Origin of the sequence: Thioclava marina, from assembly GCF_002020135.1 — a bacterium.
In the GTDB taxonomy this organism is placed as follows: domain Bacteria; phylum Pseudomonadota; class Alphaproteobacteria; order Rhodobacterales; family Rhodobacteraceae; genus Thioclava; species Thioclava marina.
In genome coordinates this window covers 2,074,873-2,098,934 of sequence record NZ_MPZS01000001.1, presented here as the reverse complement: position 1 = coordinate 2,098,934, position 24,062 = coordinate 2,074,873, and the positions used below count along the sequence as shown (strand labels likewise).

The following is a 24,062-nucleotide window of genomic DNA, read 5'->3' as shown; positions in this document are numbered from 1 at the left end:
GATATGCTCCGGTTCGCGTCGTATATGACCAAACCGCCCACATATCTCTTCAGATATCCATCAATGTCAAAGAGCGTAGAGACAAAAATCAACCAGTTGCGCCCCATCTTGTGGCGCCGCTAGCCAACCGCATCCCTAATTTTTTCTTTCGCTTTTCAGTGCCTTGCGGCTCTTTCCGGCGCCCCGTTGCGGTGTGTTCCGCTTCGGTGAGGGGGTATTTACGGATCAGGCCCGAAGTCCGCAAGAGCCTTTTTCAAAAAACTTTCGAATTTCCGTCGAAAAACTCTCATACGATTGTTTTTATTGATTTTTTATCTCATCTCCGCAGGTGCGAAATATGCCGAACCGGGCTTGGGGAAAGAATCTTTCGCAAATCACCCGATTCAACGAAATCTCCTGAACCGGGTCACCCTGGGTCAAGCTCTGCGCGGGCGGAATCGCAGCGCCAGAAGCAGCGCGAAAACCCCGAACCAGAGCCATCCCTCAGCCGAAATCACCTTCATCTGCCAAAGGTAATGCGCAACGCCGAGGCCCACGGCCGGGTAGACGAGCCAGTGTAGGCGCCGCCAATTGCGGCCCAGCTTGCGGATCGAGGCATTGTTCGAGGTCAGAGCGAGCGGGATCAGCAGCACGAATCCCGAGATCCCGAGAAAGAGATAGGGGCGCTTGATCAGATCGGCTGCCGCCTGTCCCCAGAGCATCCCCATATCAAGCACCACCCAGGCCGTCAGATGCAGCGCTATATAGAAGAAGGCCAAGAGACCGATCGCACGGCGATAGCGGATCAGGTTGATCCCCAGGAAACGCCGCGCGGGGGTGATGACCAGCCCGCCGATCAGGAACCATAGCGCGATCTTGCCCAGACGGTGCTCGATCGCCTTCACCGGGTCCACCCCGATTCCGCCGGTGAAAGTCAGCCAGATCACCCAGGCCAGCGGGATCAGCCCCGCGAGATAGACAACCCAGCTCGGCACGCGCCTCAGCGCGCTATTGATCGGGGCGGAGAGGCTGGCGGCGCTCATCAATAGTTTTTCGCCAGATCCATACCTCTATAGAGAGAGGCGACCTCATCCCCATAGCCGTTGAACATCAGTGTCGGCTCCCGCCCGGCGAAAAGCCCCGCCCCCACGCGCCGCTCGGTCGCCTGAGACCAGCGCGGGTGATCCACCTCCGGGTTCACATTCGCATAGAATCCGTATTCGCGCGGCTGGAGCTGTTTCCAGGTGGTCGGCGGCTCTTTCTCGGCCAGAGAGATCTTCACGATGCTCTTGATCGACTTGAAGCCGTATTTCCACGGCACGACCAGACGGATCGGCGCGCCGTTCTGGTTCGGCATCTCTTCATCATAAAGACCCGTCGCGAGAATCGTGAGCGGGTTCATCGCCTCGTCGAGGCGCAGGCCCTCGACATAGGGCCAGTCGATCCCGCCCTGGCGCTGTCCCGGCATCTGATCGGGACGATAGAGGGTCTGGAAGGCCACGTATTTCGCCGAGGGCTGCACGCCGACCCGATCGAGGAGCGCCGAGAGCTCGAATCCGATCCAGGGGATCACCATCGACCAGGCCTCCACGCAGCGGAAGCGATAGATGCGCTGCTCGAGCGTCACCGGCTTGAGAATGTCGTCGAGCGGATAGGTGCCGGGCTTGTCGACCAGCCCCCCGATCTCGATCGACCAAGGGTCCGTCACCATCTGGCCCGCATTTTTCTCCGGGTCGCTCTTGTCCCAGCCGAACTCGTAGAAGTTGTTATAGGAGGTGATCTCCTTGAGCGTATTCGGCGCGGCATCGGTCGAATAGGCCGAAGGTTTCGCATCGATGCTTGCCAGTGCCGGGCCAGCGATGGAGCCGAGCGCCATCGCGCCCGCCCCCGCCATGATCTGCCGACGGTTCAGAAAATCGGCTTTCGGAGTGACATCGGTCCAGTTCGGATCGGTGGAACGGGTCTTGCGCATCAAATCCTCCTGTCTTCCCGGCAATATGGGGCCGGGGCACATGTTTCGCATCCCTCTTCGCGCGCAGGAGCGACATTGTTACCTCTATGCATTGGAAAATTTACGCGCCAGTATCGGTCCCGGATCATCGGGCGACCCATTCGCGCCCGATCGGGAGATAAGGGAGAGACATATGAAAACGCTCATCGGGGCCGCGCTGGCGGCGAGCATCGCCATGGGCGCGCAGATCGCGCAGGCTCAGGAAGCCCACACCTGGACCACCGAGGACAGCTTCGAGAACGTGACCTTCGCGGTGCAGAACGCGATCGTGGGCGCGGGCCTCGTGGTCGACCATGTCAGTCATACCGGCGAGATGCTGGAGCGCACCAAGGACGCGGTCGGCGCGACCCAGACCCTGTTCACCGGCGCGGACATCTTCTCCTTCTGCTCGGCCAAGGTGTCGCGCGAGGTGATGACCTCAGACATCACCAACGTGCAATATTGCCCCTATACGATCTTCGTCTACGAAACCCCGGAGAAGCCCGGCGAGATCACCGTGGGCTTCCGCGACTATCCCGGCGAGACGATGCAACCCGTGACCGAGATGCTGACCGGCATCGTGAAGGACGCGCTGATGCTCGAATGAGCAAGGCCGCGCGGGATCACAGGTGCAGGTTTGCATGCGCCTTGATCCTGCGCGCCTCAAGCTGGCTCTTGCGGGTCTGACGCAGCGCCTCGACCATCATCGCGGTGAGAAAGCCGATGTTGAGAAGACCGTTCGCCGCCGCCATGCCCCCGAGGATGCGCCAGTTCTGATCGAGGATGATGTCGCCGTAACCCAGCGTGGTATAGACGACGAGAGCGAAATAGACCGCCTCCTCCATCGTGTGAAACACGTCGAGCACCCGGAAACAGACTGCCCAGGCCCACACGCTCGCCGTCACCATCGCCAGCGCCCAGAGCGCGGCGCCGATCACGATCAGAAGCATCTTGGGCCCGTGCGGCTCGCGCATCAGCCAGCGGCTCGCGCGCACGAACATCGCCTCCATCGCCCAGGCGGTGGTTGCGGCGAAGGATACCGTGATCAGCATCATCAGCGATCCGATGGCGATCTGATGGAGCATTGCGCGCCTCCTCTTGCACACTCTGAGCTAGGCGGGCCGCCCCCTTGTCGTCAAGCGCTCCGGTGACGCACTGGACACAGGCCCTGCCCTGCCCTATCTCGGTGCGACCATGGCCAAGAAATCCGACCCCAACTCCAAGCTGATCGCCGAGAACCGGCAGGCACGCTATCACTACGCCGTCGAGGACACGCTCGAGGCGGGGATCATGCTCATGGGCTCGGAGGTGAAGTCGATGCGTTCGGGCCAGACCAATATCGCCGAGAGCTATGCCTCGGTCGAGGATGGCGAGCTATGGCTGATCAACGCCTATATCGCTCCTTATATGCAGGCAGGTCACTGGGGCCATGAAGAGCGCCGCAAGCGCAAGCTGCTCGTCTCCAAGAAAGAGCTGTCGCGTCTCTGGAACGCCACTCAGCGCGAAGGCATGACCATCGTGCCGCTGAAGATGTACTTCAACGAGAAGGGCGTCGCGAAACTGCTGATCGGCATCGCCAAGGGCAAGAAACTCGCCGACAAACGCGAGACCGAGGCCAAGCGCGACTGGAACCGCCAGAAACAGCGCCTTCTCAAGCAGAATTACTAAGACCTTTCGACGGATTCGGCCGCCCTGCCCTTGCGTCGGGCGCCCCCCTGAGTCTAAGCAATTCCGACCGGCAAGGGAGACGCATGACGATGGATGACCCGAAAAAGCTCGTATCGACGGACTGGCTTGCAGCCCATCTGAAGGATCCGGATCTGCGCATCCTCGATGGCTCCTGGTTCCTGCCGCAGATGGGGCGGGACGCCAAGGCGACCTATGACGCCAAACACATCCCCGGCGCGCGTTTCTTCGACATCGACGAGATCGCCGACAACCGCTCGGACCTGCCGCACATGGCCCCGCCGGTCGAGAAGTTCATCTCGCGCATGCGGGCGATGGGCGTGGGCGACGGCCACCAGGTCGTGATCTACGACCAACACTCTGTGTTCTCCGCCCCGCGCGTCTGGTGGACCTTCCGCCTGATGGGCAAGACCGACGTGGCCGTGCTCGACGGTGGCCTGCCGAAATGGGAGGCCGAGGGCCGTCCGCTCGAGGACATGCCGCCGATGGTACGCGACCGCCACATGACGGTGCAGCGCCACCCCGGTCTGGTGAAGGACGTCACGCAGGTCGCTCATGCGAGCAAGCTCGGTGATTACGAGATCATCGACGCGCGCGCCCATGGCCGTTTCATCGGCCAGGACGAAGAACCCCGCCCCAACCTGCGCAAGGGCCACATTCCCGGATCGAAGAATGTGGAATGGTCGAACCTGCTGACTGCCGAGGGCACGATGAAATCCCCTGACGCGCTGCGCGCGATCTTCGAGGCCGCGGGCGTGGACCTCGCGAAACCCGCGATCACCACCTGCGGCTCGGGCGTCAACGCCTCGCTTCTGGCCTTCGCGCTGGAGCTGATCGGTAAGACGGACTGGGCCGTCTATGACGGGGCCTGGGCCGAATGGGGCATGTATAACGACCTCAAGGTCGCAACCGGAGAAGCATGATGCTGAACAATCTCAAGCCGCAAGCGCCGGACAAGATCCTCGCGCTGATGGAGGAATACCGTGCCGATGAGCGCGACCAGAAGGTCGATCTCGGCGTCGGCGTCTACAAGGACGCGAGCGGCAAAACCCCGATCATGTCGGCGATCCACAAGGCCGAAAAGCAGGTCTGGGATCAGGAGACCACGAAATCCTATGCCGGGCTCGCCGGTCAGCCCGAATTCCACGCCGCGATGGCCGAGATGGTTCTGGGCGCGGGCTACCCCGCCGACCGCCTCGCGTGCCTCTCGACCGTGGGTGGCACCGGCGCCTGCCGCATGGGCTTCGAGCTCGCCCGGATGGCCAACCCCGACACCACGATCTGGGTGTCGGACCCGACCTGGCCGAACCACCTGTCGATCCTGAATTTCATGGGTCAGGCGAACAAGCCTTACACCTATTTCGATGCCGATACCCGCGCGGTCAATTTCGACTCGATGATCTCGGATCTCGAGGCGGTCAAGGCGGGCGACATCGTGCTGCTGCACGGCTGCTGCCACAACCCGACCGGCGCGAACCTCACGATCGAGCAATGGGGCGAAGTCGCCGACCTGCTCGAGCGCACCGGCGCCGTTCCGATGATCGACCTCGCCTATCAGGGCTTCGGTGACGGACTGGAAGAAGACGCAGCGGGCACCCGCCTGATCGCGTCGCGCCTGCCCGAGGTGCTGATCGCGGCCTCGTGCTCGAAGAACTTCGGCATCTATCGCGAGCGCACCGGCTGCCTGATGGTGCTGGGCTCGGAAGAGACCAGGAAGACGGTGCAGGGCAACCTTGCCTATCTCAACCGCCAGACCTATTCCTTCCCGCCCTATCACGGGCAGGCGCTGGTCACGCGCGTGCTCACCGATCCGGCCCTGCGCGCGGAATGGGAAGCGGAGCTCGAAGAGGTTCGCACCGGCATGCTCGACCTGCGCAAGCAGCTCGCCGACGAGCTGCGCAAGCTGTCGAACTCGGATCGCTTCGATTTCGTGGCCGAACATCGCGGCATGTTCTCGCGTCTGGGCGCAAGCCCCGAGCAAGTGGCGAAGATGAAGGCTGACGCGGCGATCTACATGGTGGGCGATTCGCGCATCAACATTGCCGGCCTCAACGCCAAGACGGTTCCGCTTCTGGCGAAAGCGCTCATCGACGCGGGCGTCTGAGCCAAGGGCGGCAGCGCTATTTTCTTCGAGATGGCGGCCTTTCGAGGTCGCCATTTTCTTTTGATAACTTTTTTTGCGGATTTCGACTTGAAATTATAAGCAGGCTTATAATGTATAGGCTCACGTTAAAGACATAACAGAGCCCCCAATGCCCCATCAAAGTCTCGGTTTCCTCATGCATGACGCGACGCGTCTGATCCGTCGGCGCTTCGAGGGGAAGGCGAACGAACTTGGATTGACCACCGCGCAATGGCGATTGCTGGTCTATCTCAAGCGGGAAGGACCGCTGCCGCAGGCGCGGCTCGCGGAGCTGCTCGAGATCGAGCCGATCTCGGTCTCGCGCCTCGTCGACCGGATGGAAGAAGCCGACTGGGTGCTGCGCAAACCTGATCCGACCGATCGCCGGGTCAAATTGATCCACCCTTCGGCGAAAGCCCGTAACGCCTTCGAAGACGCGCGCGAGATCGCCGACGAGATCTATGCGAAGGCTCTGGCGGGGCTCACCGAAGAAACCGTCGAGCAGGTCATGACCACTCTGCGCCACATCATCCAAAACCTCTCCGAAGAGAGCAGTTCAGAAGTTTCCGAGGCCAAATACGATGAGTGATACCAACCACACGCCCGCTGCCAAACAAGAGAAAACCCGCAAGGGACCGAAAACCTGGCTTCTGTTCCTAGTGCCCGCCCTCATCGTCGTGGGTGGCGCGTGGTACTGGCTGAACTCTGGCGGATCTGCGAGCACGGAGAACGCGAATTACCAGATGGCGCGCATTCCGATCGCCTCGCAAATCTCGGGGCGCGTCACGCAGGTCTTCGTGTCGGAAAACGAGCACGTTAAAAAGGGGGCGACCCTCTTCAAGATTGACAAGAAGCCCTACGAGCTTGCGCTGGCAAAGGCGGATGCCGCACTGGCCTCCGCGCGGCTTCAGGTCGAACAACTGCGCGCCTCTTACAAGGCCGCGCTGGCCGATGAAAAGCAGGCCGCCGACAATGCCGCCTATCAGGAAAAACAGCTCGCCCGTCAGGAATCGCTGACGGCATCGGGCGCCTCGACCCAAACCGCGCTGGATGCGCAACGCACCACGACTCAGGCTGCGCAGGACACGCTTGCCGCCGCCGAACAGAAAGTCGCGGCTGCTCTGGTCGCGCTCGATGGTGATCCGGAGATCGCGGTCGACGACCACCCGACCGTGAAAGCCGCAATCGCGGCGGTCAACGACGCGAAGTACAATCTTTCGCTGACCGAGGTCACCGCCCCGGCCGACGGCGTGATCTACCAGGCCTCTTCGTTCAAGCCTGGCGAAATGGTGGGCGCGGGCTCGAGCCTCTTCACCCTCGTTGACACCTCGGATGTCTGGGTGATCGCGAATTTCAAGGAAACCGACCTCACACACATGGCCTCGGGCCAATCCGCGAGCGTGGAGTTCGACGCCTTCCCCGACCGCGAATATCACGCGACCGTCGAGGCGGTGGGCGCGGGCACCGGCGCCGAGTTCTCGATCCTTCCGGCGCAGAACGCGACCGGCAACTGGGTCAAGGTCACGCAGCGCGTGCCGGTGCGCCTGCGTCTTGCGGGAGGCTCCAACCTCGAGGGATTGCGCGCGGGTCTCTCGGCCAAGGTGACGGTCGATACCGCCGCCCAACCGCATTACAAGCAGTTGCTCAATCGCACCGAGACGTCGACCGCGCAGGCCGCAACCGCCAGCCAGGGGCAGTAAGCCATGGCCGAGGCCGCTCCGACAGCCCCGGGCGAGAAACCCAAGGGGATCGACCCGCATAACGTGAAACATCGCGGCCTGATCATGGCCTCGCTGATGCTTGCGGTGATCATGCAGGTGCTCGACACCACGATCGCGAACGTGGCTCTGCCTGACATGCGTGCCGATCTCGGCGCGTCGCGCGACACGATCAACTGGGTACTGACATCCTATATCGTGGCCGCCGCAATCGTGACGCCGCTTTCGGGCTGGCTGGCGAACCGCTTCGGTCGGCGCGAGATCTTCATGGTCTCGGTCGTGGGCTTCGTGATCTTCTCGATGCTCTGCGGGATTGCCTGGTCGCTCGATGTGATGGTGATCTTCCGCCTTATGCAGGGCGTGTTCGGCGCGGCCATCGTGCCGCTGGCGCAAAACTTCATGCTCGACATCAACCCGCGCGAGCGTCACGGACAGGCAATGGCGATGTTCGGCGCTGGTATCATGCTTGGCCCGATCATCGGCCCGACCCTGGGCGGCTATCTCACCGAGGTGATGAACTGGCGCTGGGTGTTCTACATCAACGTCCCGCTGGGCATGATCGCAATCGCGGGATCGGCCCTATTCCTGCCCGAGACTCCCAAGCGCAAGATCAGCTTCGACTTCTTCGGCTTCGCCGCCTTGGCGATCGGGATCGGCGCGCTTCAGATGATGCTCGATCGCGGCTCGGATCTCGACTGGTTCGCCTCGCGTGAGATCTGGCTCGAACTGGCGCTCGCGGTTTCGGGTTTCTGGATCTTCCTGGTCTGGATCCTCGGCGCGAAGAAGCCCTTCCTCGATCCCCACATGTTCCTCGACCGCAACCTCACGATGGGGCTGCTGTTCATCTTCATCGTCGGGATCATCCTGCTCGCCTCGCTGGCGCTGCTGCCGCCGATGCTGTCGGGGATCTTCGGCTATCCGACACTGACGACCGGGCTCGTGATGTCGCCGCGCGGGGTGGGAGCAATGATCATGATGCTGCTGATCGGGCGGCTGGTAAAATACGTCGACCTGCGCATCCTCGTGGTTCTCGGGCTGTCTCTGACCGCCTATTCGCTGCACATGATGTCGACCTTCTCGCCGGTGATGGGACCGAAATGGATCATCATCTCGGGGGTGATCCAGGGCTTCGGGCTGGGCTCGGTCTTCGTGCCGATCTCGACGCTGACCTTCGCCACGCTCCACCCGGAATATCGCGGCGACGGCACGGCACTCTTCTCGTTGCTGCGCAATATCGGCTCGTCGATCGGGATCTCGATCGTCACGGCGCTGCTGACCCACAATATCGCCGTGAACCACTCCGAGATCGTCTCGGCGATCAATCCGCAGAACCTGCAAGGGCTGATGAGCGGCTCGTCCGCGCTTTCGAAATACGGGTCGGAAGCTGGCTATTACGTGCTCAATTCTCTGGCGAGCGAGCAGGCGGCGATGATCTCCTATCTCGACGATTTCCGCTTCATGATGTGGATCACGCTCGCAGCGATCCCGCTCGTCTTCTTCCTGCGCAAGCCCGACTATCAGGGCGGATCGGGAAGCGCCCCGCAAGCCGCTCCGGTCAGCGAGTGAGACGAATGAAAAGGCCCGGGGATCTCCCGGGCCTTTCCAGTTCATGGCCGGCGTGACGCTCAGCTGTGATAGGCGGTTTCGCCATGCGAGGTGAGATCGAGCCCCTGGCGTTCCTCGTCGACGGTGACGCGGATCCCGGTAATCCCCTTGGTGATGTAGATGAGCACGACCGTGCCCACACCCGACCAGACAAGCGTGACGAGCACGGCCTTGATCTGCGCCGCGAGCTGGGCAGCCATGGTGCCGCCCTCGGCCACGAAGCCGGTGCCGCCAAGCGCGGGGGCGCAGAGGATGCCGGTCGCGATCGCGCCGACGATGCCGCCCACGCCATGTACGCCAAACGCGTCGAGGCTGTCGTCATACTTGAATTTCGACTTGATCGTGGTGACGAAGAAGAAGCAGATCGGCGATACGATCAGGCCAAGAACGATCGCTCCGACCGGACCGGTGGTGCCGCAGGCCGGGGTGATCGCGACGAGGCCGGCCACCATGCCCGAAGCCGCGCCGAGACCCGAGGCCTTGCCACGCGCCAGACCTTCGACCAGCGACCAGGAGACCACTGCCGCGGCCGTTGCGACGAAAGTGTTGAGCATCGCCAGAGTCGCGTTCGAGGTCGCCTCGAGGTTCGAACCCGCGTTGAAGCCGAACCAGCCCACCCAGAGCATCGCAGCACCCGCCATGGTCAGGGTCATCGAGTGCGGCGCCATGTTCTCCTTGCCAAAGCCGATGCGCGGCCCGAGCACCAGCGCCCACATCAGGCCCGCGATACCCGCATTGATATGCACCACGGTGCCGCCCGCGAAGTCGATTGCGCCCCAGTTGAAGATCAGGCCCGCGCCATCCCAGACCATATGGGCGATCGGGAAATAGATGAAGGTGACCCAGAGGATCACGAAAAGCACGATCCCGGTGAACTTCGCCCGCTCGGCAAAGGCTCCCACGATCAGCGCCGGGGTGATTGCGGCGAAGGTCATCTGGAAGGCGATGAAGACATATTCAGGCAGGACGACGCCATCGGTGAAGGTGGCGGCAGTCGAATCCATCGTGACGCCCGCGAGGAAGAGCTTGCCCAAGCCTCCCCAGAACGGCGAGGTTCCGCCGCCGAAGGCGAAGGAATACCCCCAGAGCACCCAGACGATCATCACCACCGAGGCAATGATCGTCGTCTGCATCAGAACCGAGAGCATGTTCTTTGCGCGTACGAGCCCACCATAGAACAGCGCGAGCCCCGGAATGATCATGAACAGCACGAGCAGCGAGGAGGTCATCATCCAGGCGACGTCGCCCTTGTCGATGACCTCGGTGGGCGCGGCGGCGTCCTGTGCGAGGGCCGGAAGCCCGGCAAGGGCGAGCAGCGCGGCGATCCCTGCGAGTTTGGTGAATTTGTTCATCTGTCTGTCTTTCCCCAATCGCGTTTCAGAGCGCGTCGTCATTGGTTTCGCCGGTCCGCACACGCACAGCCTGCGCGACGTCGAGAACGAAGATCTTGCCGTCGCCGATCTTGTCGGTCTTGGCAGTCTTGGTGATCGTCGCGATCACCTCGTCGACGAGCCCATCGGCCACGACGATCTCGAGTTTGACCTTCGGCACGAAATTCACGGCATATTCGGCGCCGCGATAGATTTCGGTGTGGCCCGACTGGGCGCCGAAACCCTTGATCTCGGTTACCATCATCCCGCGCACGCCGATGGTGGTGAGCGCTTCGCGCACCTCCTCGAGCTTGAACGGCTTGATTGCTGCAATGATGAGTTTCACGTGATGTCCTTCCCCTGTTCAGCCGGTCGCGATGCCCTATCGCTACGTCAGCTAGCTTGATCAGAAGGCGCAAGCGCAGGTGACTCGACAAGAAACTGCTGAAAGCCGAGCGCGCGGCACAGATCACGTGAAGGTAATGCGGTCAAAATTGCGGCAACTTGCTCGCTTTTTCATCGAATTGGAAAGTCGAGGCTTCCGCGATCACCCATATGAAAAGGCCCGGGGCAATCCCCGGGCCTTTCCTGATGGCATGAGCTCAGGCTCAGTTGGTGAATTCCGGATAGGCTTCCATCCCGAGTTCCGCCTTGTCGAGACCCATCATCTCGTCTTCGGCCGGAGCGCGGATGCCCATGGTAGCCTTCAGGATGAACCAGATGACAGCCGAGACCACGAAGACGAAGATGCCGACGGTGATGATCGAGACGATCTGACCGTAGAAGGTGCCGTCCGAGTTGGTGATCGGAACTGCCAGGGTGCCCCAGATACCCGCGCCGAGGTGCACCGGGATGGCGCCGACGACGTCGTCGATCTTCAGCTTGTCGAGGAACGGAACCAGCAGGACCACGATGATGCCGCCGATGGCACCGATGAGGGTCGCCGCGCCGAGGCTCGGGGTCAGCGGTTCAGCGGTGATCGAGACCAGACCGGCCAGCGCGCCGTTGAGCACCATGGTGAGGTCGGGCTTCTTGTAGAGAAGCTGGGTCAGGATCAGAGCCGCGATCGCGCCACCGGCAGCCGCCGTGTTGGTGTTGGCGAAGATGCGCGAGATGTCAGCGACGTTGCCCACGGTGTTCATGTAGAGCTGCGAACCGCCGTTGAAGCCGAACCAGCCGAGCCACAGGATGAAGGTACCGAGCGTGGCGAGCGTCAGGTTCGAACCGGGCATCGCCTGAACCTTGCCGTCCTTGTACTTGCCGATACGCGGGCCGAGGATCAGAGCGCCAGCGAGAGCCGCCCAGCCACCGACCGAGTGCACGACGGTCGAGCCGGCGAAGTCGAGGAAGCCGAAGTTCGCGTCAAGGAAGCCACCGCCCCATTTCCACGACGCCTGGATCGGGTAGATGAAGCCCGTCAGGATCACGGTGAAGATCAGGAACGGCCACAGCTTGATGCGCTCGGCCAGGGTGCCCGAAACGATCGAGGCAGTGGTCGCGCAGAACATCAGCTGGAAGAAGAAGTCCGAACCGACCGAAGCATAGGTCAGGTCAACCGCATCCGCGCCGACGCCCACGGGCTCGAGCGAGGTGGTCGAGAACGCACCGAGCACGCCGTCGATCGACCAGCCGTCACCCGGATACATGAGGTTGTAGCCGATCAGGTAATACATGATCGCCGCGATCGCGAAGAGCGCGATGTTCTTGAGCGACTGCATGGTCACGTTCTTCGAACGCACCAGGCCCGCTTCGAGCATGGAGAAACCCGCGCCCATCCACATCACCAGGAAACCGGTGACGAGGAACATGAAGGTGTTGAGGATGAAGCCGATTTCGTTGGCCGGCGGATCCATCGCGGCCGGAACGGCATCCTGCGCCAGCGCCGGCAGGGCCACGGCGGTCATCGCAACCGCAAGGCCAGTGATTTTCGAAAGGTTTTTCATGGTTCTGATTTTCCCCTGTCGCGTCTCAGAGCGCATCATCATTGGTTTCGCCGGTCCGCACGCGCACAGCTTGCGCGACGTCGAGAACGAAGATCTTGCCGTCGCCGATCTTGTCGGTCTTGGCGGCCTTGAGGATCGTGTCGACAACCTCATCGGCGAGCCCGTCGGCCACGACGATCTCGAGTTTGACCTTCGGCACGAAATTCACGGCGTATTCGGCACCGCGATAGATTTCGGTGTGGCCCGACTGGGCGCCGAAACCCTTGATCTCGGTTACCATCATCCCGCGCACGCCGATGGTGGTGAGCGCTTCGCGCACCTCCTCGAGCTTGAACGGCTTGATTGCTGCAATGATGAGTTTCACCTGACATCCCTTCCTTGGTTCAGCCCTTTGGGCACCGATTGGAACCGGCACCATACGGCGTCAGAAAGCCCGCTACGCTGCAGCCGCACAAGGAATCGGAGCATTCACGGCCCCTCTCGGCCTCGTGATGGCGCCCATTTTTTATACATTTTGTGCATCGTGCATAATTTTTAAGCTATTTGAGAAGCCGAATCGTGAATTTATCCGGGTCCACATCCTCTGGTCGCACGTGTAAATTGCGCGCAACGAAAACCGAGGCAGCGGATCAGGCAGATGAGTCAGAAGGGCGGGCGGCGCGGGTCGCTGGTGGCCGACAAGCGCTATTCTTCGTCGAAGCAGGCGTCCCCGAAAGCGGCCCCCAAGCCGCGCAAGACCCGTGCGAAGAAGCCGCGGCCGCCGCGGCGTCACGGCCCGATCGTCGGGACGATCCTGGGGCTGGCCCGGCTGATCTGGCGGATCGTCTGGGGGTTCGGCTGGCGGATCGCGATGATCGTGGCGCTCGTGGTGGGCGCGGCGACGCTCTATTTCTATTCGACGCTGCCCGATTACACGCAGCTCCTCGACGGGCGCACGCGGGGCTCGGTCACGATGCTCGACGATGAGGGCAAGGTCTTCGCGTGGCGCGGAGAGACGTTCGGCGGCCAAATCGACGCGAAGAACGTCTCGCCCTGGCTGCGCGATGCCGTGGTCGCGACCGAGGACCGACGCTTCTACAATCATTTCGGCATCTCGCCGCGCGGCATCGCCTCGGCCATCGCGATCAACCTGCGCGCCGGTCGCGGGCCCTTCGACGGCAACGGCGGCTCGACCATTACCCAGCAGACCGCGAAACTTCTGTGCCTTGGTGTGACCTTCGACCCGAAGGGATGGAAGAACGAGGCGGCCTACGAGGATGACTGCCGCTCGGGCGGGCTCCGGCGCAAGATCAAGGAAGTGCCCTACGCCTTCGCGCTGGAACTGAAATACTCCAAAGATCAGATCCTCTCGATCTATCTCAACCGCGCCTATCTCGGCGCCGGTGCGCGTGGTTTCGAAGCCGCCTCCGAGCGCTACTTCGGCATTTCGGCAGCGAATTTGGACCCGCAGCAGGCGGCGATGCTTGCGGGCCTGCTGAAGGCTCCGACCCGTTACGCCCCCACCAACGACCTCAAACGCTCGCAGGATCGGGCCGAGACGGTGCTGATGCTGATGCATGAGCAGGGCTTCCTGACCGACCGGCAATATCTCGACGCGCGCAACAACCCCGCGACGCTCAGCCAGGCGGCCCAGAAACGCGCGGGCGGCTATTTCGCCGACTGGATCATGGACACGATCCCCGACTTCCTGTCGCGCGACACCACAGAGGACGTGGTGATCAAGACCACGCTCGACCAGCGCATCCAGTCCGCCGCCGAAGAGGCGATGCAGAGTGTCTTCGACAACAAGGTCAAGAAAGACAGCGATGCCGAGGCCGCGATCGTCGTGATGTCGGCTGACGGCGCCGTACGTGGCATGGTGGGTGGGCGCGCGACCAAGGTCACCGGCGCCTTCAACCACGCCACGATGGCCCAACGCCAGAGCGGCTCGACCTTCAAGCCCTTCGTCTATGCGACCGCGCTCGATCTTGGCTATACGCCCGATTCGATGGTGGACGACGCGCCGCTGACCGTGAAGATGCCGGGCTCGCCCGACTGGACCCCGCGCAATTACGAACGCAATTACATGGGGCCGATCACGCTCACGACGGCGCTGGAGCATTCGGTCAACGTAGCGACGGTGCGCGTATCCGAAGCGGTCGGGCGCGAGAATGTCATCAAGGTCGCGGAAGGGTTCGGCTTTGCGCAGAACCTGCCGAACCTGCCCTCGGTGGCGCTCGGTGTCGGGGAATCGGACCTGCTCGACATGACGGGCGCTTATGCGGGCATCCTCAATGGTGGATCCTCGGTGCAACCTTACGGGCTGACCTCGCTAACGCTGAAGGGCGATGACCAGCCTCTGTTCGGCAAGCCCGGCGGGATCGGCGAGCGGGTTATCTCGCAAAAGGCCGCCCGCGAACTCACCTACATGATGCGTCAGGTGGTCCTGCACGGCACGGGACGGCGCGCGAATATCGACGGCTACGATATCGCCGGCAAGACTGGCACCACGCAAAGCGCACGCGATGCCTGGTTCATCGGCTTCACCTCCGATTACGTGGTCGGCGTCTGGATGGGCAATGACGACAACACCCCGCTCAAGGGCGTGACCGGAGGCGGTCTGCCGGCCGAGATCTTCCACGAGACGATGAAGCGTGTGCTCGACGGCCAGCCGGCGAAGCCGCTGCCCGCGGCGAACCCCGCGGAATGGCAGAGCCAGACCCAGCAATATCCCGGTCAGACCCAGAGCGCGGGCGGAGCGGCCCCTGCCGAGCCCCGGCGCCAGCGCCGCAACCCCTCGGATTCGATCCTGAAAGAGCTTCTGGGGATCTTCGGCGCGAACTGAACGGCCACTCCCGGGCCCTCGGCTCGGGAGCGGCCCGCTCAGTGCGGATCAGCCCGCCGTCTTGAGATCCTGGATCAGCAGGTCGATATTGCCGCGGCGGCGGTCGAGCATGGCACCGATCTCGGCGCGTTCCGAGGCAAGCATGTTCACGCCTTCTACGATCAGGTTGAAAAACTTGTCCGAGCCTGACCGGTCCGACACCTGCCAAAGCACTTCGAAAGGCGCCTGTCCGGGCAGGATCGCGGTGGTCTTCACCTCGTAGAAGCTCTTCACCGGGCGCGCGCCCTGAATCTGGAACACCGCGCCCTGAAACTCGCGGAAACGCTTGCCGTACTTGCGCGAGAGGTAGCCTTGAAATGCGCGCGTGAAAGCCGTCATCTGCGCCGCACTCGCACTGCGCGCGGCAATGCCCAGAGCAGATCGCGCAATCACGTTCACATCGGCATATTTCGAAAAGATGCGCTCGAACATTGCGTAGAGCGTGGGCCCGGTCTTGCCCGACGCGATCGCCGCATTCACATCGTTGACGGCGCGCTGGATCAGCGCCTTGGCCTGCGCATCACTCAACGCAAGCGCCGACCCCGGCACTGCCGCTGCCGCAAGGCCTGCGACGCCAAGGCCCAGGACCGTCCGTCTATTGCAGCGCCGGGTCGTCATAGGGATCGTAGGCATAGGCATCGTTCGTCTCCTCACCATTGAGTTCGAACCGGCGGTTCTGCAAATAGAGCAACCGGCCCTGCGCATAACTGTCGGCACTGTCATAGAGCACCGAATCGATCGTCGCGCTGTAAATCCGGCGCTTGGCGAAATGACCGCCGAGCCGCAGCGCGGAAGCCGCCACACGCTCCTTCTCGGGCAGCGCGTTGAGCGGGTTGATCACGAAATCCACCACCATCCCGAGCGCGTCGCGCTCGGTCGACGGGCCGACGAAGGGCAGCTCGACATAGGCGCCTTCGCCCACCCCCCAGACATGCAGCGTCTCGCCGAAATCGGTGTCTGTCTCGGGCAGCGAGAAGCTCGAACCTGCCGGATCGAAGATACCGCCAAGACCGAGCGTCGAGTTGATCACGAACCGGAAAGTGTTCTTGATCGCAGGCTCGGGACGACCCTGAAGGAGCGAATTCACCACCTTGCCGGGAAGGCTGAGGTTGTTGCCGACATTGTACAGCGTGCGAGCGACAGGGCCTGCGCCTTGATCGTCATCGCCGCGGAAGAAGGCCGCATCCACGGATTTGTTGAATTCGTGGGTCTGCCGGTTCGAGGCCTCATAGGGGTCGTTGATCCCGGTCTCGCGCGGCCCGGGCCCACAGGCCGCGAGCGCCAGCAAGGTCATGCCCGCCAGTGCCATCACGACACGGCGCGCGTGCCCGCTGGCACGTCCGCCCATCTCGTCACTTGCTCCGGCCTTACTCAAAGTTCCGCTCCCAACGACATGCGTCAGTGTCGAAGACATAATACCGATACCCCCTCGCCGCAACGAATTGACGCCGAGAATTGAGGAGTTCCTCAGCCCCGGCGATCGAGGACCCCGAGCCGATTTACGGCAAATTCACCTCTGCGCGCCACTCTGCCCCAGCCATGCGCACTGCCGCAGAAGAAGAATCATCGCCGCGAGGAACGAACCATGCCGATCGTCACCCGTGAAGAGCCCGCCTCGCGAGGCCGTCTGATCCGAACCGGCCAGGCCGAGATTGCCCGACTGCTGCGCGGCGAAGGCAAGAACATCACGCTGGTCGCTCTCTTTGGCGCCCTGGTGAACGTGCTCATGTTGACCGGCCCGCTTTTCATGCTTCAGGTCTATGACAGGGTGCTGCCGGCCCACTCGCTGCCGACATTGATCAACCTCTTCGCGCTCGTGGTCTTTCTCTTCGCGATGATGGGCACGCTCGACTGGGCGCGCGGGCGGTTGCTTGCCCGTTTGGGTGCCGATTTCCAGACCCGGCTGGAAAAGCGCGTCTTCGACGCGTCAATCCGCAGCGCGACAGACCCCAACAGCGAGATCACCGCCCACAACGCGTTGCGCGACCTCGAGGCGATCCAGCGGTACTACGGTTCGCCGGTTTCGCAGGCCCGGTTCGATCTGCCCTGGACGCCGCTCTATCTCGGGGTGCTCTTCGTCTTCCATCCCTGGCTCGGCTGGCTGGCGACGGCGGGCGGCGCATTGCTCGTGCTGCTGTCGGCGCTGACGCAACATTTCACCCGCGACCGTCTTGGCGATGCCAGCCGGCTCGAAACCGCATCGCGGCGCCTCGCCGATACCTTGCTGAAAGATATCGAGACTGTCACCGCGATGGGGATGCGAGACACCGGATTTGCCCGCTGGCGCGATTCGCGTCATCGCGCGATGGCCGCATCGATCCGGGCCACCGATCTCAGCGGCAGCTTCCATTCGTTGACCCGCACGCTGCGGATGCTGCTGCAATCCACGATGCTCGCGCTCGGGGCCTATCTCGTTCTCAAGTCCGAGGTCACGCCGGGCGCGATGGTCGCGAGTTCGATCTTGATGGGACGCGCCCTAGCCCCCGTCGAGCAATTGATTGGCGGATGGACAGTCTGGAGTGGCGCGCGAGATGCCCGCCATCGTCTCAGCCTTCTTCTGGGCGCCACGCCCGTGACAGAACGCCGGACCGAACTCGCCCCCCCCGCGGCGCGACTCTCGGTCGAGGATATTTCGGTCACGATTCAGGGCGCCAGCCGCCCGTCGCTCGACACGCTAAGCTTCACGCTCGAACCCGGCGAAGCGTTGGGCGTCATCGGGCCTGCGGGATCGGGGAAAACGACGCTCGCGCGCGCGCTGTGCAACAATCAAACCCTCAACTCGGGCGAGATCCTGCTCGATGAGGTATGTCTCCATCAATACGACCCCGACCGTCTCGCCCGTCACATCGGTTATCTGCCGCAGCGCGTGACTTTCTTCGAGGGAACCCTTGCGGAAAACATCGCGCGGCTGGATCGCGATCCCGATCCCGCCCAGGTGATCGAGGCGGCAAGGCGCGCCGGCGCGCATCGGATGATCCTCGATCTACCCAATGGCTACGATACCAGGATTGACCTTCATGACAGCGTGCTCTCGGATCGTCAGCGTCAACAGATCGCGCTTGCTCGTGCGCTCTATTGCGACCCGGTGATCCTGCTACTCGACGAGCCAGACCTTAATCTCACCAGCGATTCCGGCACCGCCCTGAACGCCTCGATTCGGGACCTTAAATCGCGCGACGGCGCGGTGATCGTGATGGCCAACAGCCCCGCGGCACTCGCGGAATGCGATCGCGTGCTCGTGCTTGATCACGGCGTCAAACGGATCTTGGGGCCACGAGATGACATCTTGCGGCGCCTCATCACCTCGGCCAACCGCGCACAGCCTGCACTCAAGAAAAGAGGCGCGGCATGACCGACAAGACCGAGAGCCATGTGCCCGCCTCAGACGTGCGTCCGAGCGCCGAATCCAAACGCCTCCCGACCCTGATCGGCGTCACCGCTATCAGCCTGTTGCTTGCAGGTTTCGGGACGTGGCTCCTCTCGGCGCGACTGGCAGGCACGGTCGAGGCGAGCGGCCGGGTCGAAGTCGACAAGAACCGACAGATCGTTCAGCATCCAGATGGCGGGGTGGTTCAAAGACTGCTGGTGAAAAGCGGCGACCGCGTTGAAAAGGGTCAAGTTCTCTTGCAGCTCGAGTCGGATGAAAAAAAATCCGAACTCGCCATCGTCGAGGCATCCTATCTGGAACTCCTCGCCCGTCGCGCCCGCCTCACCGCCGAGCGTGAGAATTCCAAGACGATAAGCTTTCCGGCGCGCCTCACCGGGACCGCACTGCTCCGTCCGGAATTCGCCCGACTGATGGCGGGACAAAACGCCCTGTTCGAAGCCCGCAGCCTGAGTTTCACTCAGCAGCGCGCCCATATTTCGATGCAGGTGCGCGAGATTGAAACCCAAGGCGCAGGCATCGAAGCGCAGATTGCGGCGCTTCGGCGACAAACCGAACTCATAGAGCAAGAGCTCGTCGCGCAACGAAGCCTGCGTGACCGGGGACTGGCCCAGGCAAGCCGCGTCCTTGCGCTCGAGCGCGAAAGCGCATCACTCGAAGGTCGCATGGGCGCGCTCAAATCTCAGCGCGCGCTGATCACGGTCCAACGCGGCGAGGTCCTTCTCGCGGCGACACGTCTGGTCCTGCAACGTCGGGAATCCGTCGAAGCGGAGCTCGAGGAAACGCGGGCGCGGGTCCTCGAACTCGCCGAGCGAGAACAGCGACTGCGCCAGTTGATCGCGAGGCGTGACCTGCGCGCACCGACAAGCGGCATCGTCCATGAGGTCATGGTTTCAGGCGATCACGCGGTGCTGCGTCCGGCAGAGCCGGTGCTCTCCATCATCGAGCAGGACCGGCCGCTCGTCATCATGGCGCGGCTTGCTCCAATCAATGTCGACGATGTCAGTCCCGGGCAGATCGCGACTTTGCGTTTCCCCGGCCTTTCCTCGCGCAGCTCGACGGACCTGACGGGCGAATTGACGCGGATCTCGCCCGATATCGTTTCCGACGCGACAACCGGGGCGACCTATTACCAGATCGAGATCGCCTTCGACATGGTACAGATGGAAGAATCGCATCGACGCCACCTGCTTCCCGGCATGCCTGCGGAAGTGTTTCTTCGCACTGCGAACATTTCTCCGCTTCACTACTTGCTGAGCCCGTTCCTGTCTTTCTTCGCGGGAGAACACGGGCCGACCTGACCCTCAAAGCCGGTCGAGCAAAGATTTCGTCGGCCATCCGTCGGCAGGCAGTCCGAGGCGCATCTGGGCAGCTTGCACCGCAGGACGTGTCTTCGCCCCGAGGATCCCGTCAATCTTGCCAACATCGTAACCCATTTTTGCAAGTTTCGTCTGCAACAGCTTGATTTGCGCAGGGCTCAATCCGCGATCGGGCGCTCCAGACTGGACCCTTGCAGCACCCTCCAGGCGGGTCGCGAAATATGCCGCTGAGGTCACATAGACAAAGCTTTTGTTCCATTCGAAAAGAATACGAAAATTGGGATAAGCCATGAAGGCAGGCCCCTTCCGCCCCATCGGCAGAAGAACGGATCCACGCATGCCGCGCGCCAGAGTGCCTTCGCGGGCCTTCACCCCCATCGCCACCCACTCGCTCGTCGAAAGCTCCGTCTCAAGACCGGTTTTCGCCCAATCGAGAGAGGCGGGGAGGATGATTTCCTGCATCCAAGCTTCTCCCGGTCGCCAACCGAGATCCCTCAGCATCTTGGCGCCGGACATCAACGCATCGGACGCGGAGGCCTTCAACCGCACATGACCGTCGCCATCCCCGTCGACTCCATTTCGCAAGATGTCATCGGGCAACATCTGAACCTGCCCGATTTCACCGGCCCAGGCCCCCGTCGTGCGCTGCGGATCGAAATCGCCACGCCGATAGAGTTCAGCGGCGGCAATGACTTGCGGACGAAACAGCTCGGGGCGACGGCAATCATGCGCGAGCGTGAGCAGCGCATTGCGCGTGTTGAAATCCCCTTGCACCGCGCCGTAATCGGTCTCAAGCGCCCAGAACGCCAGAAGCACCCCGCGCGAAACGCCATAATCACGCTCGATCCGATCGAACGTCGCAGCATATCGCTTGGCATTGCGCGCGCCGTTCACCATCCGGTTCTGGCTGATCACGGCTCCGGCGAAGTCGAGGAAATTTTTCTGGAAGACACCCTGCGCCCGATCAGCCCGCAGTACTTTCGGATCCTGCCGGGCCCCCGCAAGAAACCCATCAACCTCGCGCGCGCTGAGACCCGCGGCCCGAAGCTCGGCCCGGATATCCGTCAGGAATGCGGACCAGCTGCCACCGCATTGTGCTTGGGCAAGGGACGGCGCGACCGACAGGAGTGCAATCAGAAACAGGCGGCGCATGGTAACCTCCGCAACACTTGACCCGATCACGCTAACGCCAGGCCATATAAGCCGCAACCACCCAAGCCGTTGCAATTTCAGCACTCTTTGCACATGCGGCATGGAACCGGCCGAAAGGTTAACTTGCTTTTTACGTTAACGTGATCAGCATCGGGCTTGGGGAAGCTGCTGGAGGTTGCCATGGAATTCCTGCCCAAAGAGGTGCTCGAAGGGCTGCGCGCGGCGCAAAAACGCGAAGCTGCGAAGAATGCGCGGCTGCGTGTTCTCGCGGACGGGCAAATCTGGCCTGTGCTGCGCCGTTTCAAGGGCGGCTTCGCGCTCGATGCCGACCAGGTGACCACGCTGCGTGGACATGTCGATCTCTATGACGGCCCCGAGCATATCGCGACCTGCCTGATCGTCGCCTCAGAAATCCAGGGGCGAGAGCTGATCTGCACGGTCAAGCGCGAAACCGCCGTGAGCGACCGTGCAGCGCTCGATTTCGCTCGGGAAGGCCCTCGGATCGCAGGCTATCTGCCCGAAATGTAGGCCAAGGCGCAGGAAGGCCGAAAACGCCGGGATCGCACCGGCGTTTTCTTATTGCAGGTCGACGAATGCCTTTTGCAGACGCTCGACCGCCTCGACCACACGAGCCCTCGGCGTCGCGAGGTTGAAGCGAAGAAAGTTCTCGCCGCCGGAACCGAAGGTATCGCCATGGTTGGCGGCGATCTTGGCTTCCTTCTCCACCCGGCGCGTGAATTCCGCCGGCGTCATGCCGGTCCCGGAAAAATCGACCCAGGCGAGATATGTCGCTTCAAGCGGCATCGATCGGAGCCCAGGCACCGCGTTCACACCCGCATCAAAAATCTTTCTGTTTTCATCGAGATAAGTCACGAGCGCGTCGATCCAGGCGGCACCTTCCGGACTGTAGGCCGCCGTCGCCATCTTGATGCCAAAGCTGTTTGGGGCGATCCCGAGCGCGGCCATCCGAGCGCCAAACCGGGAGCGCAGCTCCGGATCGGCGATGATGACATTGCCCGAATGGGTGCCCGCGATGTTGAAGCTCTTGGTGGTCGCACTCAGCATGACGACAGGCTGGTCCGGCGCGGCGACGGCCATCGGCAGATGCGCTTGCCCCGGCATCACAAGATCATGGTGGATTTCGTCCGAGACCAGAACGAGCCCATGGCGCTTGGCGAAGGCGGCCGTCGCCTCCAGCTCGGCCCGGCTCCAGACACGGCCGCCAGGATTATGCGGCGAGCACAGGATCAACATGGTTTCCGCCCCGGTCATCAAATCGTCCCAGGCGTCGAAGTCCATCTCGTAACGACCGTTTTTCAGAACGAGCTGGCATTCCCGCACCTCGCGACCCGAGGCTTTGATGATACGCGCGAAAGCATGGTAAACCGGGGTCATCAGCACCACTGCATCGCCAGGCTGGGTGAAGGCGTCGACGCACATCGCCGTCCCGTTCACCAAACCATGCGTGGTGAAGATGGAATCCGGCGACACCTCCCAGCCGTGCCGCTCGCGCATCCACCAGCCGATCGCCGCGCGGTAATCGCTTTCGTCGCCCCAGTAACCGTAGACCCCATGCGCGACCATCTCTTCAAGCGCCGACTGCACGCATGCGGGCGGACGAAAATCCATATCGGCCACCCACATCGAGATCCCTTCCTCGGGCGAGACACCGTAGCGCTCTTCCATCACGTCCCATTTCATCGAATGGGTGCCTACGCGGTCGATCATCTCGTCGAAATCGGGTTTGCTCATCGTCGCCTCTTGCTTGCAGATCGAGCGCATCAGAGCAAAAGCCCTGCCGGGATACAAATGGCGATTTGTCCCGGGCACAATGGCGCGCCCATTGCGCAAAGGGGCGGCTTCGCCTAAATCCCCCTCCATGACGCTACGACCGATCCTGATCCATCCCGACCCGCGCCTGAAGAAGGTGTGCGATCCGGTACCCGAAGTGACCGACGAGATCCGCAAGCTCGCCGACGACATGCTCGCGACCATGTATGACGCGCCCGGCATCGGTCTGGCGGCTCCGCAGGTCGGCGTGATGAAGCGCGTCTTCGTGATGGATTGCGTCAAGGAGAAGGACGCGGCGCCCGAGCCGATGGTCTTGATCAACCCCGAGGTGACGTGGGGCTCCGAGGAGACGAACGTCTACGAGGAAGGCTGCCTTTCGATCCCCGAGCAATATGCCGAGGTGACGCGCCCGGCCGAGGTGCGGATGCGCTGGCTTGGCCTTGACGGTCAAACCCATGAGGAGCAGTTCGACGGGCTTTGGGCGACCTGCGCCCAGCACGAGTTCGACCACCTCAACGGCAAGCTCTTCATCGATTATCTGGGCCCGATGAAACGCAAGATGATCACCCGGAAGATGGAAAAGCTGAAGCGCGAGCGTGCCCGCAGCGGTGCTGCGAAGGACCCGATCCTCTGATGGCCGTGCGCCCCTTCATTCCCTACGATGACCGCCGCCTGCATCGCCTCGCCGAGCCGGTCGAGGCGATCACCGAGACTGTGCGGATGATCTGGGACGACATGATCGAGACGATGGATGCAATGCCCGGCGTCGGTCTGGCCGCGCCGCAGATCGGGATCATGATGCGTCTTGCCGTGGTCGATGCCTCCGAAAAGCGCGGTCAGGCGGTGCGGATGGCCAACCCCGAGGTGCTTCACGCGTCGATCCAGATGCGCAAACATGACGAGGCCTCGCCGAACCTGCCCGGCGTCTTCGCCCCGATCGAACGCCCGCGCGCAGTGACGGTGCGGTTTCTCAACGAGGATGGCGAGATGGAAGACCGCGATTTCGTGGGTCTTTGGGCGACCTCCGTTCAGCACCAGATCGACCACTTGAACGGCAAGGTCTATGTCGACCACCTCTCGCCGCTGCGCCGCAAGATGCTGGTTCAGAAATCGAAGAAGCTCCACAAGAGCTGAGGAGG

Annotated in this window: 24 protein-coding genes; 13 read left to right on the top strand and 11 right to left on the bottom strand. The window is 62.5% G+C overall.

The genetic code is table 11. The features are described from left to right. Positions 1–416 precede the first annotated feature (416 nt). Positions 417–1,022 (bottom strand): protein-methionine-sulfoxide reductase heme-binding subunit MsrQ, encoded by a 606-nt coding sequence (gene msrQ, locus BMG00_RS10200; RefSeq protein WP_078527102.1) that lies wholly within the window; start codon positions 1,020–1,022, stop codon positions 417–419. Then, a complete protein-coding gene (msrP, locus tag BMG00_RS10195; protein ID WP_078527100.1) occupies positions 1,022–1,951 on the bottom strand; it encodes a protein-methionine-sulfoxide reductase catalytic subunit MsrP in 930 nt (309 codons plus the stop codon). The genes msrQ and msrP overlap by 1 nt, the downstream gene beginning before the upstream one ends. 172 nt (positions 1,952–2,123) lie before the next feature. Between msrP and BMG00_RS10190 the strand changes: the two genes are divergently transcribed. Continuing rightward, positions 2,124–2,576: a DUF302 domain-containing protein gene (locus BMG00_RS10190; protein WP_078527098.1), complete on the top strand. Its 453-nt coding sequence runs from the start codon at positions 2,124–2,126 to the stop codon at positions 2,574–2,576. 16 nt (positions 2,577–2,592) lie between these two features. On the opposite strand, the gene BMG00_RS10185 is transcribed toward BMG00_RS10190, so the two are convergent. Next, positions 2,593–3,054: a potassium channel family protein gene (locus BMG00_RS10185; RefSeq protein WP_078527096.1), complete on the bottom strand. Its 462-nt coding sequence runs from the start codon at positions 3,052–3,054 to the stop codon at positions 2,593–2,595. 109 nt (positions 3,055–3,163) lie between these two features. Between BMG00_RS10185 and smpB the strand changes: the two genes are divergently transcribed. The 6 genes from smpB (at position 3,164) to BMG00_RS10155 (ending at position 9,061) form a co-directional block, all read left to right on the top strand. After that, a complete protein-coding gene (gene smpB / locus BMG00_RS10180) occupies positions 3,164–3,637 on the top strand; it encodes an SsrA-binding protein SmpB (protein WP_078527094.1) in 474 nt (157 codons plus the stop codon). A gap of 89 nt (positions 3,638–3,726) precedes the next feature. Beyond that, the gene (sseA, locus tag BMG00_RS10175) at positions 3,727–4,578 is read left to right on the top strand and encodes a 3-mercaptopyruvate sulfurtransferase (RefSeq protein WP_078527272.1); all 852 of its coding nucleotides are present in this window, start codon (positions 3,727–3,729) and stop codon (positions 4,576–4,578) included. Next, positions 4,578–5,759, top strand: a complete 1,182-nt coding sequence (locus BMG00_RS10170; protein WP_078574201.1) for an amino acid aminotransferase — start codon at positions 4,578–4,580, stop codon at positions 5,757–5,759. The genes sseA and BMG00_RS10170 overlap by 1 nt, the downstream gene beginning before the upstream one ends. 148 nt (positions 5,760–5,907) lie before the next feature. Continuing rightward, positions 5,908–6,366, top strand: coding sequence for a MarR family winged helix-turn-helix transcriptional regulator (locus BMG00_RS10165; RefSeq protein WP_078574200.1), 459 nt, complete (start codon positions 5,908–5,910; stop codon positions 6,364–6,366). Then, a complete protein-coding gene (locus tag BMG00_RS10160) occupies positions 6,359–7,477 on the top strand; it encodes an HlyD family secretion protein (RefSeq protein ID WP_078574199.1) in 1,119 nt (372 codons plus the stop codon). Before BMG00_RS10165 ends, BMG00_RS10160 begins: the two co-directional genes overlap by 8 nt. A gap of 3 nt (positions 7,478–7,480) precedes the next feature. Further along, positions 7,481–9,061 (top strand): DHA2 family efflux MFS transporter permease subunit, encoded by a 1,581-nt coding sequence (locus BMG00_RS10155; protein ID WP_078527086.1) that lies wholly within the window; start codon positions 7,481–7,483, stop codon positions 9,059–9,061. A gap of 59 nt (positions 9,062–9,120) precedes the next feature. Here BMG00_RS10155 and BMG00_RS10150 read toward each other — a convergent pair whose 3' ends face one another. From BMG00_RS10150 to BMG00_RS10135, 4 genes are all read right to left on the bottom strand, one after another. Further along, a complete protein-coding gene (locus BMG00_RS10150) occupies positions 9,121–10,452 on the bottom strand; it encodes an ammonium transporter (RefSeq protein ID WP_078527084.1) in 1,332 nt (443 codons plus the stop codon). Positions 10,453–10,477: 25 nt separating this feature from the next. Next, complete coding sequence (locus tag BMG00_RS10145; protein WP_078527082.1) at positions 10,478–10,816, bottom strand: P-II family nitrogen regulator; 339 nt, start codon at positions 10,814–10,816, stop codon at positions 10,478–10,480. A 262-nt stretch (positions 10,817–11,078) separates the two neighbouring features. Further along, positions 11,079–12,413 (bottom strand): ammonium transporter, encoded by a 1,335-nt coding sequence (locus tag BMG00_RS10140; RefSeq protein ID WP_245794983.1) that lies wholly within the window; start codon positions 12,411–12,413, stop codon positions 11,079–11,081. 25 nt (positions 12,414–12,438) lie between these two features. Further along, positions 12,439–12,777 carry a P-II family nitrogen regulator gene (locus BMG00_RS10135; RefSeq protein WP_038076009.1) on the bottom strand — a complete coding sequence of 113 codons (339 nt, stop codon included), beginning with the start codon at positions 12,775–12,777 and terminating at the stop codon, positions 12,439–12,441. 273 nt (positions 12,778–13,050) lie between these two features. Here BMG00_RS10135 and BMG00_RS10130 point away from each other — a divergent pair, with 273 nt between their 5' ends. Then, complete coding sequence (locus tag BMG00_RS10130) at positions 13,051–15,237, top strand: transglycosylase domain-containing protein (protein ID WP_078574198.1); 2,187 nt, start codon at positions 13,051–13,053, stop codon at positions 15,235–15,237. 48 nt (positions 15,238–15,285) lie between these two features. Here the strand turns inward: BMG00_RS10130 and BMG00_RS10125 are convergent, their stop codons facing one another. Beyond that, positions 15,286–15,909 (bottom strand): MlaC/ttg2D family ABC transporter substrate-binding protein, encoded by a 624-nt coding sequence (locus BMG00_RS10125; RefSeq protein ID WP_093469972.1) that lies wholly within the window; start codon positions 15,907–15,909, stop codon positions 15,286–15,288. Continuing rightward, positions 15,872–16,585 carry an MlaA family lipoprotein gene (locus BMG00_RS10120; RefSeq protein ID WP_425444006.1) on the bottom strand — a complete coding sequence of 238 codons (714 nt, stop codon included), beginning with the start codon at positions 16,583–16,585 and terminating at the stop codon, positions 15,872–15,874. The genes BMG00_RS10125 and BMG00_RS10120 overlap by 38 nt, the downstream gene beginning before the upstream one ends. 276 nt (positions 16,586–16,861) lie before the next feature. Between BMG00_RS10120 and BMG00_RS10115 the strand changes: the two genes are divergently transcribed. Further along, complete coding sequence (locus BMG00_RS10115; protein ID WP_078574196.1) at positions 16,862–18,628, top strand: type I secretion system permease/ATPase; 1,767 nt, start codon at positions 16,862–16,864, stop codon at positions 18,626–18,628. Next, positions 18,625–19,962, top strand: a complete 1,338-nt coding sequence (locus BMG00_RS10110; protein ID WP_078527059.1) for an HlyD family type I secretion periplasmic adaptor subunit — start codon at positions 18,625–18,627, stop codon at positions 19,960–19,962. Before BMG00_RS10115 ends, BMG00_RS10110 begins: the two co-directional genes overlap by 4 nt. Positions 19,963–19,965: 3 nt before the next feature. On the opposite strand, the gene BMG00_RS10105 is transcribed toward BMG00_RS10110, so the two are convergent. After that, the gene (locus tag BMG00_RS10105; RefSeq protein WP_078574195.1) at positions 19,966–21,132 is read right to left on the bottom strand and encodes a lytic murein transglycosylase; all 1,167 of its coding nucleotides are present in this window, start codon (positions 21,130–21,132) and stop codon (positions 19,966–19,968) included. A gap of 180 nt (positions 21,133–21,312) precedes the next feature. On the opposite strand from BMG00_RS10105, the gene BMG00_RS10100 reads away from it, so the two are divergent. Next, positions 21,313–21,660, top strand: coding sequence for a hypothetical protein (locus BMG00_RS10100; protein ID WP_078527054.1), 348 nt, complete (start codon positions 21,313–21,315; stop codon positions 21,658–21,660). Between the two features lie 48 nt (positions 21,661–21,708). On the opposite strand, the gene BMG00_RS10095 is transcribed toward BMG00_RS10100, so the two are convergent. Next, positions 21,709–22,884, bottom strand: coding sequence for a MalY/PatB family protein (locus BMG00_RS10095; protein WP_078527270.1), 1,176 nt, complete (start codon positions 22,882–22,884; stop codon positions 21,709–21,711). 127 nt (positions 22,885–23,011) lie between these two features. Between BMG00_RS10095 and def (BMG00_RS10090) the strand changes: the two genes are divergently transcribed. Both def (BMG00_RS10090) and def (BMG00_RS10085) read left to right on the top strand, forming a co-directional pair. Beyond that, positions 23,012–23,557: a peptide deformylase gene (def, locus tag BMG00_RS10090; RefSeq protein WP_078527053.1), complete on the top strand. Its 546-nt coding sequence runs from the start codon at positions 23,012–23,014 to the stop codon at positions 23,555–23,557. Beyond that, on the top strand, positions 23,557–24,057 hold the full coding sequence (gene def, locus BMG00_RS10085; RefSeq protein ID WP_078574194.1) for a peptide deformylase: 501 nt from the start codon (positions 23,557–23,559) through the stop codon (positions 24,055–24,057). The genes def (BMG00_RS10090) and def (BMG00_RS10085) overlap by 1 nt, the downstream gene beginning before the upstream one ends. Positions 24,058–24,062 lie beyond the last annotated feature (5 nt).